Here is a 13,637-nt window from a genome sequence, read left to right as displayed (position 1 = left end):
TCGCCGCCTGATCGAAGCCAATTTCACATGCCCGGAGCGCGCTGCCAGGGAATTCCTACCACATTCGCGACACGACCCTCTGAAAACCAAGTACACTCCGATTGTCACCGCTCGCAAGATCGCCCTACACAAGCACGAGGATGCCCCGGACTATGCCTGGGACTTGGCGAAGACGGATGCCTATGTGACCTCCGGCTACGCCAGGAAGAAGGTTGAGATGTTCTTCGCCCACCTCGAGCGCATCATGCGCCCCGACCGCCTGCGCCGTCGGGGGCCGAACGACGCAAAGAATGAATTCCTCCTGGCTGCCACCGCCCAGAAACTGAGAAAACTGGTGAAGTTGGTGCCGATGGCAGCAGGGGTCGCATGAAACGGCAACCCTTGCCTTTTTCAGCGCCTGCGACGTCCGAACAAACACCGACTTCTTCAACACAATCTATCGCAGAGCGGCAGACTGGACCAAAAACGCCAATGATCACAAGCGTTCTGTCATCTTCTCTTCGATCCAGCGGGCCAGGAGTTTTACCTCCGGGTTCAACCTTGCATGATGGGCGATCCAGAGCTGCAGTCTATGAGGCCCCAGGACAAAGCCATACGGGGCGACAAGCTGCCCTGTGGCAAGCTCCCGTTCGACAAGGTATTTTGGTGCAATGGCAATGCCCGCTCCGAACGAAGCAGCCTGGAGCATGAGATAGAAATGCTCGTACTCTTCACGGACCTCGAGCGTCAGATCCCGTCTGCCAATGGCCGATAGCCATTCATTCCACGCCTCCCTCCTAGTAGCGGTTCCGAGGATCGTTGCCGACGCGAGGCTGTCAGGGGAAAGTGGGGAAAGACGGGACCGATACTCTGGACTGCAGACCGGACCAACCTCCTCTCCGATCATGTCCACGATGACAACATCACCGGGCGGAGCGTACATCGTGTTTCGGATGGCAAGCGTGATCCCGTCGCGCGCAAAGTCGACTTCCCCGTAGTTGACGTTGAGGCGAAAGTGCACGTCCGGATGCCGGGATCGGAACTCGGGCAGCTTGGGGATCAGCCAGTACTGCATGATGGTAGCCGAGCAGGACAGCGTCATGGGACCGAGAGACAGCCGGGCCACGGCACGGTTGAGAAGCCGGAATCCCTCGCTCAGGGTCTCTGCCATGTCCGCTCCTGCTGGAGTGGGTTCGGATGATTTGGACAGGCGTTCGACCAGCTTGGTGCCGTACAACCGTTCAAGCTCCCGAACATGGCGGCTGATGGCTCCATGGCTTACGTCGAGCTCGCGCGCCGCTTTCGTCATGCTGCCCAACCTGACGGTTGCCTCGAAGGCTCGAAGGGCATGGAGGGGAAGTTTTGCATTGGACAAGTCGCACGCTCCTCGCTGGGCCGAACTGTCGGATAAAGATCGACCGCACCCTTTCTCTGACGCACCGAACATGTAAGTTCCATGCACAGCTTTGCTTCGAAGAATGCTATCATAAATCTCAGACCCAAAATGATTAAAACAGCCAGCAGCTGTTTAAGCGCTAGCGACGCGAGCCTGAGAGAAGCGCCCTTACGTCCCTGAATTGGCCAAAGAAGATGTGAGTATAACTCACATCTTAGGGCCTTATTTCTGCCTATTCCGAGAGGCTCCCCTGCTTATTTTAGATGCAGGGATGCAGGAGGCGCACGGACGAGGAAACGGAGCGTACTCAGGCAGGGAGGAACATCGTGAGACATTCGAACCGCATCGAGGCGGATTATATTCTCGAGACTCATATCGCTCCCGAGAAGGCGGCTCAGATCATCGCTGGCGAACAATCGAGCGGTACCTTCGTGGCCGTGCCGGGTGAGACGCCGGAGCTGAAAGCTTTGGCTGCGGCCGAGGTCGTTTCGCTCGAAACCATCGACACCTATACAGGCAGACCGGCTCTTGAAGGGCGCTATCCCACCGATGGCGCCATGCTGATTCACCGCGTGAAGATGACGCTGTCCTGGCCTCTGGCCACGGTGGGAACGTCTCTTCCGAACCTCTTGGCGACCGTGGCGGGCAATCTCTTCGAACTCGCCTGTGTGAGCGGCCTCCGGATCACCGATATCCGGCTCCCGGTGGCCTTCTTTGACAAATACAAGGGTCCAGCCTTCGGGATCGCAGGGACGCGAGAGCTGAGCGGGGTTGCGACCGGACCACTTGTTGGCACGATCATCAAGCCGAGTGTCGGCCTGACCCCCGAACAGACGGCCTCGGCCGTGAGTGAGCTGGTCACGGGCGGCATCGACTTCATCAAGGATGACGAGCTTCAAAGCGACTCCGACGTTTGTCCATTCGACCAGCGGGTCGAGCAGGTCATGCGGGTCATCAACGAGAGTGCCGATCGCACCGGCAGGAAGGCAATGTATGCCTTCAACCTGACGGGCGAGCTCGATGAGATGCGGTGGCGCCATGACAAGCTTGTCTCGGCCGGGGCCACGTGCCTGATGGTCAGCCTGAACTCCGTCGGCCTTGCCGCCTTTCTGGAACTGCGGTCGTTCAGCCAGCTCCCCATCCACGCGCACCGGAATGGCTGGGGCTATCTGACCCGCCATCGCTCGCTGGGCTGGTCCTATGTCGCGTGGCAGAAGATCTGGCGGCTCGCCGGCGCCGACCACATGCATGTCAACGGCATCGACAACAAGTTTTCCGAAGACAACGAGACCGTCCTGCAGGCGGCCCGCGAATGCCTGACGCCCATGTCCGAGGACAAGCCGTGCCTGGTCATGCCGGTCTTTTCCAGCGGGCAGAGCGTTCTTCAGGCCGACAGCACCTACTCCGGTCTGAAGTCGGACGACCTCATCGTCACTGCCGGTGGCGGCATCATGGCTCACCCCAAGGGTCCTGCGGCCGGCGTGCAGGCTCTTCGCGAGGCATGGCAGGCCGCCATGGCGGGTGAGGCCCTGTCGTCCGCTGCGGAGCGGAGTGAGAACCTGAGGCTTGCTGCGGGGATAAGAGCATGAGCAGCTCTCCGACGCCGCTTCCGCCGGGGCCCTTGGTGGCCTTCTACGGCGATGACTTCACCGGCTCTTCGGCCGCCATGGAGGCCTTCGCCTGGCAAGGCCTGAAGTCGGTCCTGTTCCTGGACCTGCCCTCGCCGGAGCGCCTGGCGCAGTTCGCGGACTATCGTTGCATCGGCATCGCGGGCATTGCCCGGTCCAAAAGCCCCCAATGGATGGAGGCCCATCTGCCGGCGATCTTCAAGCGGCTGGCAGAAACCGGAGCGCCGATCATCCAGTACAAGGTCTGCTCGACTTTCGACTCAGCCCCGCACACCGGCTCGATCGGGAAAGCGGCCGATATCGGAGCCAGCTTCTTTCCCGGTCCGATCCCGATGCTGGTGGGCGATCTGGGCATGGGACGGCTGCAGGTGTTCGGCCATCTCTTTGCCCAGGCCAACGGCACGTACCATCGCCTGGACCGGCACCCGACCATGGCCAACCATCCGGCCACACCCATGCAGGAAGCCGATCTGGCGCGGCACCTGTCCCAGCAAAGCGCGTTGCCGGTGGCGAATGTCAGCTTCCTGGATCTCAAGGGCGGGAATGTGGCGGAGAGCATCCGCCGGCAGCATGAGGCCGGAACACGGATCTTCTCCATCGACCTGATCGATGAGGAAACCTTGCGCGCCGCAGGGCAGACAATCTGGACCACCGGCGCGCCGCAGACGTTCGTCATCGGCTCGCAAGGTGTCCAGTCGGCCCTGGCTGCTTACTGGCGCGCGGAAGGTCTTGTGACAGAACCCCCGATTGAGACGTCGGTGCGCGCTGTTGATCGGATTGCCGTGGTTTCGGGCTCCGTGTCGCCGATGACAGCCGAGCAGATCGCCTACGCGGTGTCCCGTGGCTTTGAAGGCATCCGGCTCGATCTTCGGCAGGTGTCGGACACACAGGCGTGGGACGCCGAGCTTCACCGGGCCGTGGCCCGTGCCAAGGCAGCCTTGTCCGAGGGTCGCGATCCTCTTGTGTTCACCGCGCAAGGACCCGACGACCCGGCGGTCCGGGAGATGAAGCACAGGTATCGCAACGACCCCCAGGCCGCAGAGGCGGTCAACGACCGTATCGGAAGCAGCCTGGGACGGATCCTGGACAGGCTGATCACGGAAACAGGCCTGAAGCGCGTGGTGTTGTCGGGAGGAGACACGTCAAGCCATGCCGCCCTGAACCTGCAGATCGACGCCTTAACCAGTGTCGCCAAGCTGGCCCCGGGCGGCCCGCTGTGCCGCGCCCATTCCAGGGAGCCATCGCGGGACGGGATCGAAATTGCCATGAAGGGCGGTCAGGTCGGCACCGCCGAGTACTTTGTTGCCGCGCGGGACGGGCGGTAGGCGCAGAGCTGCGTCCTGACGTCTTCCGAAGTCGGACTGTCATTGACGGCGCGTGCGCCGGAACATCTTGGCATCAGGGAGGAACACATGCCAACGTATCAAGACACTGCAGGCGATAACGCATCCGGGACCTCGTCTGACGGTTCTCCCACGAGGACCGCGCTTGTCACGGGAGCTGCCATGGGGATCGGCTTCTCGATTGCCCAGCAACTCGCCGCGGACGGCTTTTCGGTCATTATCGCCGACATCAACACGGAGGCTGCCGAGAAAGCCGCGGAAGACCTCAAAGCCGCCGGTCTGAAAGCAGCGTTCGTGTCCATGGATGTCGGCCGCCCCGAGGCCATTGCCGAGGCGTTCCGGACTGTCGAGCAGGAGCATGGTCGCTGCGATGTGCTCGTCAACAATGCCGGCATCGCCAAGACGTTTCCGTTCCTCGACTTTCCCTATGACAACTGGGTCGCGACGATGAACATCAATGTCACGGGAGCGCTGCTCTGCAGCCAGCATGCCGCGCGGCTCATGACACAGCAGGGTTGGGGCAGGATCGTCAACATCGCATCGGTCGCGGGCGAGCGTGCCGTGGGCCATGGCCGGACCGCTTACGGTGTGTCCAAGGCGGCGGTCATCGGTTTGACGCGACAGATGGCGGCCGAACTGGCAAGCCATGGCATCACCAGCAATGCCGTGGCCCCCGGTCCCGTGGACACGCCGCTGACGGAAGTCCTGCATTCGGCGGAGTTCCGGGCCACCTACACCGCCGCCATTCCGGCACGCCGCTATGGCAAGCCGAACGAGATCGCGGCGGCCGTGTCCTTCCTGGCGTCCGAGGGCGCGAGCTATGTCAACGGTGCCGTTCTGCCCGTGGACGGCGGCTTTCTTGCCGCCGGAGCCCTCCCGGCCTGAGGCCGGGAGGGCTCGCGCGCAGCACTCGGTCAGCCGGGATTGGGCGCATGGACGATCATCACGTGTTGGTAGGGACGTCGCCACGGCGCTGCCAACGGCTTTTCCCCAGCAATGCTCTGCAGGCCACGCGCGCTCACGATGAGCGCCTTACAGGGAACCATCCCCATGCCCGGAAACCGTCGCGCCAAGATTGTTGCCACGGTCGGCCCCGCCAGCCGCAGTCCCGCCATGCTGCGCCGTCTTCTGTCGGCCGGTGTCGACACCTTCCGGCTGAACTTCAGCCATGGCAGCCATGACGATCACCGGCAAGCCTTTGAGGCGATCCGCGCCCTGGAAGCCGAGTTCGGTCAACCCATCGGCATCCTCCAGGACCTGCAAGGGCCCAAGATCCGTCTCGGTCAACTGCCCGGCGGCCCGCGCGAGGTTCAGGTCGGCGAGACACTGACCCTGACCCTTGGCCCAGGTGAGATCCCCTTGCCGCATCCCGAAATCTTTGCAGCCGTGCGCCCTGGCCACCAGCTGCTGATCGACGATGGCCGCATCCGGCTGGAGGCCGTTGCCCACGACGCCGAGACCATCACCGCGCGCGTGGTGGCAGGCGGTCGCCTTCTCGATCGCAAGGGAGTGAACTTGCCCGACACGGTGGTGGACCTGCCGGCCCTGACCGAGAAGGACCGCGCCGACCTGCAATTCGGCCTGTCGCTCGGCGTCGATTGGGTGGCGCTGTCCTTCGTCCAGCGGCCCGAGGATCTGGTCGAGGCCAAGGCCTTGATTCAGGACCGCGCGGGCTTGGTGGCCAAGATCGAGAAGCCCTCGGCCTTGGACAGCCTGCAGCAGATTGTCTTCGAGGCCGATGCGGTGATGATCGCGCGCGGCGATCTGGGCGTCGAGATCCCGCCCGAGGACGTGCCGGGGCGGCAGAAGGAGATCATCCGCCTCTGCCGCCAGCTTGACCGGCCGGTGATCGTGGCGACCCAGATGCTGGAGTCGATGATCACCACGCCCACCCCCACGCGGGCCGAAGCCTCGGACGTGGCAACAGCGATCTACGACGGCGCGGATGCGGTCATGCTCTCGGCCGAAACCGCCTCGGGCCAATTTCCGGCCGAGGCCGTGGCCATGATGGACCGCATCATCCACCGGACCGAGGCGCATCCCTTCTATGCCGCCTCGCTGGAGGCCACGGCGCCGCAAGCCGATACAGCGAACCGCGCCATTGCCGCGGCCGCCGTGGATCTGGCCGGTGCCATCGAGGCTCCGGCCATTGTCGCCTTTTCCTCGACCGGCGCGTCCGGGCGGCGCATCGCCTCGCATCGCGCGCCGCGCCCGACCGTGCTGCTGACCGCGGACCCGGCGGTGGCGCGACGCATGGCGCTGGTCTGGGGCATCCGCTCGCTGGTCGAGGACGAAGTCACGGACCACGACACCGTTCCGATCATGGCTGAGGAAGCGGTCCTGCGCCTTGGCATTGGCGACGATCGGCACAGCATCGTGGTGGTCTGCGGCTTTCCCTTCGGCGTGCCCGGCACCACCAACAGCATCCGCGTCACGCCCTTGGCAGCAGCGCGAAAGGAGCCCGCATGACCGCCATCATCGACATTTTCGCGCGCGAGATCCTGGACAGCCGCGGCAACCCGACCGTGGAGGTCGACGTGACGCTGGAGGATGGCACGATGGGCCGGGCGGCGGTTCCCTCGGGGGCCTCGACGGGGGCGCACGAGGCGGTCGAGAAGCGCGACGGCGACAAGGCGCGCTACATGGGCAAGGGTGTCCTGGAGGCCGTGGCCGCGGTCAACGGCGAGATCGCCGAAAACCTGATCGGCGAGGACGCGACCGAGCAGCGCGCCATCGACGCCGTGATGTGCGAGCTGGACGGCACCCCCAACAAGGGCCGGCTGGGCGCCAACGCCATCCTGGGCGTGAGCTTGGCGGTGGCGAAGGCTGCGGCAGATGCCTGCCAGCAGCCGCTGTATCGCTATGTCGGGGGCACCAGCGCGCGGATCCTGCCGGTGCCGATGATGAACATCATCAACGGCGGCGAACACGCCGACAATCCCATCGACATCCAGGAGTTCATGATCATGCCGGTTTCCGCGGAGAACATCCGCGACGCCGTCCGCATGGGGTCGGAAGTGTTCCACACGCTGAAGAAGGAACTGTCGGCGGCGGGTCTTTCAACCGGCATCGGCGACGAGGGCGGCTTTGCCCCGAACCTGTCCTCGGCCCGCGACGCGCTGGACTTCATCCTGCGCGCGGTCGAGAAGGCCGGCTACAAGCCCGGTGACGACATCATGCTGGCGCTGGACTGCGCGTCCACCGAATACTTCAAGGGCGGCCGCTACGAGATGAAGGGCGAGGGCAAGTCGCTCTCCTCGGCCGAGAACGTGGACTATCTGGCGGCCCTCTGCGCCGACTACCCGATCCTGTCGATCGAGGACGGCTGCGCCGAGGATGACTGGGAGGGCTGGAAGCTGCTGACCGACCGGCTCGGCGGCAGCGTGCAGCTGGTCGGCGACGACCTGTTCGTGACCAATCCGCGCCGCCTGGCCGAGGGGATCGAGAAGGGCTGCGGCAACTCGCTGCTGGTCAAGGTCAACCAGATCGGCACGCTGTCGGAAACGCTGGACGCCGTGCGCCTGGCCGACCGCAACGGCTATACCTCGGTGATGTCCCACCGCTCGGGCGAGACCGAGGACGCCACCATCGCCGACCTGGCGGTCGCCACCAACTGCGGCCAGATCAAGACCGGCAGCCTCGCCCGCTCCGACCGGCTGGCGAAATACAACCAGCTCATCCGCATCGAGGAAATGCTGGGCGCCACCGCCGAATACGCGGGCCGCAGCATCCTGCGGTGAATGACTGGCCGGTGACACAAATCGGCCGGATCCACGAAGTTGATGGTGTCCTGGGGTGCTGGGGCATCGCTCAACACTCCTAAGTTATCGATCTGAAAGTAAGAGAAACAAAAACAGCAACTTGCGTCACATTGCTATGTGACGCTCAACAGAAGGTGTGCCTTATGGCCAAGATGCAATTCAGGCAGGGTCCCTCGCGCGTCCCGTTCTTCAAGACCATGCAGAGAGTCCCGGCCGGGATGATGCTGATCCCGCTCGTGCTCGGGGTGCTCATCAACTCGTTTGCGCCGCAGGTGTTGCAGATCGGCGGCTTTACGCAAGCCTTGTTCAAGGACGGTGCATTGGCCCTGATCGGGCTTCTGATCTTCGCCACGGGAGCGCAGATCACCGGCAGCCACAGCGGCAAGGCGGCGGCGGCCACCACCGGCGTGGTGCTGGTCTGCAAGACCCTCATTCCTGCATCAATCGCCATTGCCCTGGGTTTGATGATCGGGCTCGACGGCTTCTTCGGCATCTCGATCCTGGCCCTGCTCGCGATCATGGGCAACAGCAACGGCGCCCTGTGGCTGGCCTTCGCAGGCGAGTACGGTGACGAGCGCGACACCGGCGCCTATGTTGCCAGCGCCTTTGACGACGGCCCGTTCCTAGCCATGATCTTCCTGGGCGCTTCCGGACTGGGCGAGATCCCGTTCCTTGCTCTGGTCGCTGCCGTTGTCCCGTTCATCCTCGGCCTCATCGTCGGCGCGGTTGACCGTGAGTGGACCCAGGTCCTCGACGATGTGCCGAACATCACGATCCCCTTCATGTCCTTCGCCGTGGGCACCGGCATCAGCCTGGGAACCGTGCTGACCGGCGGACTGCAGGGCGTGTTCCTTGGCGTCGGCGTGGTCGCCTTCACCGGCGGTCTCACCTACCTCGGCTACCGGTATGTGCTGAAGCGAGGTCCGAAGAGCGGCATCGGCTTTGCCGCAGGCACCACCGCCGGCAATGCCGTCGCCGTCCCCCTGGCCGTGGCCACCGCCGATCCCCGCTTCCTGCCTTATGTCGAGTCGGCCTCCGCGCAAACGGCGACCGCGGTTCTGGTCACCGCCATCCTGGCACCGATCGTCGCGTCATGGGTCCTCAAGCAATCCGGTGGGCTCACCGTGCACGACCCGGTGCCTGACGCCGTGGCCTGACGCAAAAGCCTGGATCGACGCAGGAGCACTTGCTTGCGTCTGCACTGATGAAGAAATGCCGGGAATGGACCGCTTGCTCCGTTCCCGGCCAGACCGTCGCCAAGGCAGCTCTATGAGCCGATCAAGGCTTTTGCCTTTGACCGAACTGCTGAGAGTTCGTCGTCGGAAATGCGCCCCTTAACCTTTGCTCGCCAGGCACGCCAATCCAGAGACTTGACCTGATCTGCCAGGACGGTACTTCCGCGCGCGTCGTTGATCGGAACCTCAAACGGGTAGCCCTTGCGTTTCGTCGTGAGCGGACAGCACAGCATCAGACCGATGCGGTTATAGGCTGCGGGCGACAGAACAACAGCGGGACGGTGCCCGGCTTGTTCATGTCCCGCGTGCGGTGAAAACTCCAGCCAGACGATCTCACCGGCTTCAGGAACATACTCCGCCATCAGAAAGCTTCGTTGCCGACTGCCGCACCAAAATCGACCTCATCATGAATGTTCTCAGGCGTAATGCCGGCAAGCAAATCGGCGAGGTCATACTCCTCGCGCGCGACAGGCTCGATGACGATCCGCCCGTTGTCCTCTCGGACGTCAACGGCCTGATTCAGATGCAAGCCTGCCGCGGCCATGACCGATGCCGGAATGCGAACCGACGCACTGTTTCCCCATTTCTTGACGACGGCACGCATGAAGACCTCCTGTCGATACACTGTCTAGACTATCCCGCATCTATACATGTAGCAACAAGGTATCAACTTGAGATGTCCATAAGGGGATGGTCCTACGGACGCAGTCAGCGACCCTACGAAACTGAGAACATTAGCCGGCGGTCTTGGAGCAAGGGGACAGAGCTACTTGGTCGCATCAGATCCTTTACTTGCTGATGCTCAAACCTCGCCCGGGTCCAGAGCCTGACAAAGCCATCAAGGGCGCCCGCAGTTCATAATGCACACCTTGCCGCCGGTAATCTACAGTGGCGCTGCCTTCGACAGTGGCAGACAGCACCTTCTCGATCATCCGGCTGCCAAAGCCCGTCCGGGTGGGTGGCGTCACGGGAGGTCCCCCGATCTCATCCCATGTCAGCACGAAGTCTTCTTCCTGGAGGCTCCATTCGACACGCACCCGCCCGTCGTCCCCTGAAAGCGCACCATACTTCACGGCATTTGTCGCAAGTTCATGAAGCGCCAGCGTCAGCGTGCTGCTGACGGCATGTCTGATCTCCATATCGGGTCCAAAATAGTGGATGCGACCATCGGCATTGAAGGGGCGTAAGGCACGCTCGATGGTTTGACGCAAGCCAGCCACGTCCCAATCATCCTCCGCAAGAATATCATGGGCGCCACTCAGGGCCTCGATCCGCTCGGCGACAACCTTTCGCAGTTCATTGGACGGCAGTTCTGCCCGCAGTGACTGACTGACGATCGACTGAACGGTTGCCAAGGTGTTCTTGATCCGATGCCCCATCTCCTGAGTGACCAGCATCCTGTAGGCCTCGGCCTCCTTGCGTTCGGTAATGTCGAGAGAGATGCCGCTCATGGTCAGGGGCCGATGCTGATCGTCAAAGCGGGTTTGTGCCCGGATTTCGATCCACCGAAGATCGCCCGTTGGCAAGTTGATCCGGTATTCAATGTGGAACTCTCCGTCTCCCTCCAGAGCCGCGCGAAGCGTCTGCTGCCAGCGAGGATAGTCTTCGGGATGGATAGAAGACTGCAGGTCCTGGTATCCGAACTCATCACTCGGGCCGCGTCCGAAGTTGGCCTTGCAGAGGGCAGAGACGACGAGCCGCTGGTTCGGCACATCCAAGGTCCAGGTGCCGAGCCCGCCGGCCTTCAGCGTAAAATGCAGTCGCTCCTCGGCAGCGGTAAGGTCAGCAATGCGGCGCTGCATCTCACTCTCGTCGGCTCCGTCAGGTGCCAGGCCGCCGATCCTGTCCCGTGTGACATCAAGTTGGGACGCAAAGAAGTAAGTCAGGTCATCACCGTCAAAGACCGGGGAGACAAGCACCCTGTTCCAGAAGATGCTGCCGTCCTTCTTGTAGTTCAGCAACTCGACCTCGACAGGAACGCGATCAGCGATGGCCTGACGCATCCGGTCAACATCCTCGACATTGGTGCCTGGTCCTTGAAGAAAGCGGCAGTTGCGTCCCAGGGTCTCTGCGCGCGTATAGCCGGTCAGCCTCGCAAAGGCATCGTTGACGAAGACGATCGGGTTGTCGGGCTGCCGGGGATCGGTGATGAGCATGGGCATCCGCGTGGCGCGCATCGCAGCCGCGAAGGGGTCAGAGCTCGCCTTGGCGCGATGAATTTCAAGATCGATGCGGCGGTCTTCGGAAGGGTTGCTCATGAAAGCCAGGAACAAAAGTTTATGGTTTGTTCCGGACACCTAAACGAGATGGCGATCGGTGTCACTCCCTAACCCATGTGAAGAGCCACCCATCAACACAGCGGTCAAGAAAACGGTGTCGAGATTATATTGGAAGGGCTTCAGGCCTGACAGCGCGTCGCAAGCTGGTACGGCAAGTACGCGAGGCCTTTCTCTCTGTCGTCGCCTTCTGCCGAAAACCGTCACCTTCTGGCTGGAAATGCTGATGCTTCCCAGATCATACACCGTAATCGACGTCTCACTCCTGCCGTTCAGCGCATTCTTTCATGAAGGCCAGAATGTCGGAAACGCGCGGCGGGTGAAGGGGCGCATTGCGGCCGGCAGCCCAGTCGAAGAGCGAGCTCGTCTTCGAGGTGCCATAGCCCGTCGACCATGTCGGGAAGCTACGGGTTGTTGACTGTTTGTGGTCCAAAACCTCGACATCACTGTGCCTGTCATCGGCGCTGATGCGGCTGAAGGTTGCCATGACCTCGTCCTCAGGTCCCTCCAGCCATTGATAGTAGATGTCGCTCTCCCGATGGAGGAAGCCGGTCCACCCGGTCTCCTCATTCTTGCGCCGCGATTGGCCACAATGTCTCGCTCGGCAGCGCCCTCCTGCGGCATAAGCGCTTCGCTGCGATAGAGGGTCGACGTGTATTTCATCTGCATGACGTCACTGGGATCGGGATCTGTGTCAAGTAACGCGTGAATGACCGGAACTCATGCTCTGCTGCAGCCCTTTTACCCTGTCAATGGGAAGGACAAGCGAAATGGACCTGCACAGCCCCTATGCGCTCGTGGCAGACGATGACGCGTTCATCCGGATGGACGCCTGCGAGATCCTAAGGAGGCGGGCTTTCGCTGCTACGAGGCTGCAACCGCTGAGCAGGCCGTGGAGGTTCTCGGCAAGTTCGGCCAGAACGTGCAACTGCTTTTCACCGATGGGGACATGCCGCCGGAAGAAATGACCGGCTTTGACCTGGCACGGCTTTGCGCGCGGGACTGGCCGGAAATCGGCATCCTGGTGGCTTCCGGGGGCACGTTGCCTGAGCCTGGCGACATCCCGGATGGCGCCCTGTTCATCAGCAAGCCTTTCACCGCCGACGGCGTTCGCGAGTATCTGATGAAGATCCTTCTCGATGGCCGTCGCCCTGAACCACTCAAACGGGGTTCCGACGGAGTGCGGCCTCACAAGTGTCTGATGCCAGACAGGAGGTAGCTTTGAGCCTCGTGCGCGGTTTGAGATAATCTTCCTCTGCATCTTTTGGCGCGTCAGGATTGCGCCCTTTGCGGAACATCCGTGCTCGTCCTGCGTTTTCTGCCAAACGACCACAAGAGCGGAGAAGACTCAGATGGGCGAGATGACCGACAAGGCAAAAGCGGCCGGCAACAAGACGGCAGGCGCCGTCAAGGACGCGGTCGGCAAGATGACCGACAATCCGGACCTGCAGGCCGAAGGTAAGGCGCAGAAGGCCAACGGCGCCGCGCAAGATGTGGCCGGCACTGTCAAGGGCAAGCTCGGCGACGACATCTGACGACACTGGCCTGCGAGCAAAAGCCCCGCCCCTCGCGGGGCTTTTTGCGTGAAGAACCACTGTCTGTTTTCCACAGTGTATTTGCGGGATGGTGCGTCCTGCATGAACGCTGCAGCAGCCTGCCTAGGCAAAGATTGTCCAGGCGAAAGGCGAGGCAGTTTTCCAGCCGCTGATATGCATCATACTAACGGCATTATCCACTGACCTGCGCCCAATTGCGTGAGGTGATTGAGGCGACGCTTTCCGGCATGGCGATGAGCGTGTTCCAGGCATTGCAGCAGACGTCGACGATGGCCTCGTAGCTGTCGAAGACCCGGTTCGCGAGGGAGTTCTGACGGAGGAATTGCCAGAGGTTCTCGACCGGGTTCAGTTCCGGACTGTAAGGGGGCAGCGGCAGCAGGCTGATATTGGGTGGGATGATGAGGTCTGTGGAGCTGTGCCAGCCGGCACCATCGAGAACGAGGAGCGCGTGCGCACCGGGCGC

At 62.4% G+C, this 13,637-nt stretch carries 14 protein-coding genes and 1 pseudogene; 9 read left to right on the top strand and 6 right to left on the bottom strand.

Translation table 11 applies throughout. The features are described 5' to 3' along the window. Positions 1-370, top strand: a pseudogene (locus OU682_RS21830) (hypothetical protein); the annotation flags it as partial. Positions 371-475: 105 nt separating this feature from the next. Here OU682_RS21830 and OU682_RS21825 read toward each other — a convergent pair. Further along, positions 476-1,426, bottom strand: a complete 951-nt coding sequence (locus tag OU682_RS21825) for a LysR family transcriptional regulator (RefSeq protein WP_268944307.1) — start codon at positions 1,424-1,426, stop codon at positions 476-478. A 275-nt stretch (positions 1,427-1,701) separates the two neighbouring features. On the opposite strand from OU682_RS21825, the gene OU682_RS21820 reads away from it, so the two are divergent. From OU682_RS21820 to OU682_RS21795, 6 genes are all read left to right on the top strand, one after another. Further along, positions 1,702-2,964, top strand: coding sequence for a ribulose-bisphosphate carboxylase large subunit family protein (locus OU682_RS21820; RefSeq protein ID WP_268944306.1), 1,263 nt, complete (start codon positions 1,702-1,704; stop codon positions 2,962-2,964). Then, on the top strand, positions 2,961-4,328 hold the full coding sequence (locus OU682_RS21815; protein WP_268944305.1) for a four-carbon acid sugar kinase family protein: 1,368 nt from the start codon (positions 2,961-2,963) through the stop codon (positions 4,326-4,328). The genes OU682_RS21820 and OU682_RS21815 overlap by 4 nt, the downstream gene beginning before the upstream one ends. A gap of 87 nt (positions 4,329-4,415) precedes the next feature. Beyond that, positions 4,416-5,231, top strand: a complete 816-nt coding sequence (locus OU682_RS21810) for an SDR family NAD(P)-dependent oxidoreductase (protein ID WP_268944310.1) — start codon at positions 4,416-4,418, stop codon at positions 5,229-5,231. Positions 5,232-5,396: 165 nt separating this feature from the next. Further along, positions 5,397-6,815, top strand: coding sequence for a pyruvate kinase (gene pyk / locus OU682_RS21805; RefSeq protein ID WP_268944304.1), 1,419 nt, complete (start codon positions 5,397-5,399; stop codon positions 6,813-6,815). Continuing rightward, a complete protein-coding gene (gene eno / locus OU682_RS21800) occupies positions 6,812-8,086 on the top strand; it encodes a phosphopyruvate hydratase (RefSeq protein WP_268944303.1) in 1,275 nt (424 codons plus the stop codon). The genes pyk and eno overlap by 4 nt, the downstream gene beginning before the upstream one ends. A gap of 164 nt (positions 8,087-8,250) precedes the next feature. Further along, positions 8,251-9,264 carry a 2-keto-3-deoxygluconate permease gene (locus OU682_RS21795; RefSeq protein WP_268944302.1) on the top strand — a complete coding sequence of 338 codons (1,014 nt, stop codon included), beginning with the start codon at positions 8,251-8,253 and terminating at the stop codon, positions 9,262-9,264. A gap of 110 nt (positions 9,265-9,374) precedes the next feature. On the opposite strand, the gene mazF is transcribed toward OU682_RS21795, so the two are convergent. From mazF to OU682_RS21770, 4 genes are all read right to left on the bottom strand, one after another. Beyond that, the gene (gene mazF, locus OU682_RS21790) at positions 9,375-9,704 is read right to left on the bottom strand and encodes an endoribonuclease MazF (RefSeq protein ID WP_268944301.1); all 330 of its coding nucleotides are present in this window, start codon (positions 9,702-9,704) and stop codon (positions 9,375-9,377) included. Next, positions 9,704-9,946 carry an AbrB/MazE/SpoVT family DNA-binding domain-containing protein gene (locus tag OU682_RS21785; RefSeq protein ID WP_268944300.1) on the bottom strand — a complete coding sequence of 81 codons (243 nt, stop codon included), beginning with the start codon at positions 9,944-9,946 and terminating at the stop codon, positions 9,704-9,706. Before OU682_RS21785 ends, mazF begins: the two co-directional genes overlap by 1 nt. A gap of 184 nt (positions 9,947-10,130) precedes the next feature. Then, positions 10,131-11,600: a PAS domain-containing protein gene (locus tag OU682_RS21780; RefSeq protein ID WP_329609843.1), complete on the bottom strand. Its 1,470-nt coding sequence runs from the start codon at positions 11,598-11,600 to the stop codon at positions 10,131-10,133. Between the two features lie 277 nt (positions 11,601-11,877). After that, positions 11,878-12,276, bottom strand: a complete 399-nt coding sequence (locus OU682_RS21770) for a BLUF domain-containing protein (protein ID WP_268944308.1) — start codon at positions 12,274-12,276, stop codon at positions 11,878-11,880. Between the two features lie 234 nt (positions 12,277-12,510). On the opposite strand from OU682_RS21770, the gene OU682_RS21765 reads away from it, so the two are divergent. Together OU682_RS21765 and OU682_RS21760 are read left to right on the top strand one after the other, a co-directional pair. Next, a complete protein-coding gene (locus tag OU682_RS21765; RefSeq protein WP_268944299.1) occupies positions 12,511-12,837 on the top strand; it encodes a response regulator in 327 nt (108 codons plus the stop codon). A gap of 133 nt (positions 12,838-12,970) precedes the next feature. Beyond that, positions 12,971-13,153, top strand: coding sequence for a CsbD family protein (locus OU682_RS21760; RefSeq protein ID WP_268944298.1), 183 nt, complete (start codon positions 12,971-12,973; stop codon positions 13,151-13,153). A gap of 193 nt (positions 13,154-13,346) precedes the next feature. On the opposite strand, the gene OU682_RS21755 is transcribed toward OU682_RS21760, so the two are convergent. Continuing rightward, a partial coding sequence (locus OU682_RS21755) for a transposase (protein ID WP_268944297.1) occupies positions 13,347-13,637 on the bottom strand: 291 nt, incomplete at its 5' end.

It is taken from the genome of Paracoccus benzoatiresistens (assembly GCF_026913015.1).
GTDB classification, from domain to species: Bacteria; Pseudomonadota; Alphaproteobacteria; order Rhodobacterales; family Rhodobacteraceae; genus Paracoccus; species Paracoccus benzoatiresistens.
This window is presented reverse-complemented; position numbering and strand designations above follow the sequence as displayed.

What these genes read in the sequence shown, in the direction of transcription:
- OU682_RS21825 (WP_268944307.1), bottom strand. Translation starts at nt 1,426, where the DNA reads ATGTTCGGTGCGTCAGAGAAAGGGTGCGGTCGATCTTTATCCGACAGT.
- OU682_RS21815 (WP_268944305.1), top strand. Translation starts at nt 2,961, where the DNA reads ATGAGCAGCTCTCCGACGCCGCTTCCGCCGGGGCCCTTGGTGGCCTTC.
- OU682_RS21810 (WP_268944310.1), top strand. Translation starts at nt 4,416, where the DNA reads ATGCCAACGTATCAAGACACTGCAGGCGATAACGCATCCGGGACCTCG.
- pyk (WP_268944304.1), top strand. Translation starts at nt 5,397, where the DNA reads ATGCCCGGAAACCGTCGCGCCAAGATTGTTGCCACGGTCGGCCCCGCC.
- eno (WP_268944303.1), top strand. Translation starts at nt 6,812, where the DNA reads ATGACCGCCATCATCGACATTTTCGCGCGCGAGATCCTGGACAGCCGC.
- OU682_RS21795 (WP_268944302.1), top strand. Translation starts at nt 8,251, where the DNA reads ATGGCCAAGATGCAATTCAGGCAGGGTCCCTCGCGCGTCCCGTTCTTC.
- mazF (WP_268944301.1), bottom strand. Translation starts at nt 9,704, where the DNA reads ATGGCGGAGTATGTTCCTGAAGCCGGTGAGATCGTCTGGCTGGAGTTT.
- OU682_RS21785 (WP_268944300.1), bottom strand. Translation starts at nt 9,946, where the DNA reads ATGCGTGCCGTCGTCAAGAAATGGGGAAACAGTGCGTCGGTTCGCATT.
- OU682_RS21780 (WP_329609843.1), bottom strand. Translation starts at nt 11,600, where the DNA reads ATGAGCAACCCTTCCGAAGACCGCCGCATCGATCTTGAAATTCATCGC.
- OU682_RS21760 (WP_268944298.1), top strand. Translation starts at nt 12,971, where the DNA reads ATGGGCGAGATGACCGACAAGGCAAAAGCGGCCGGCAACAAGACGGCA.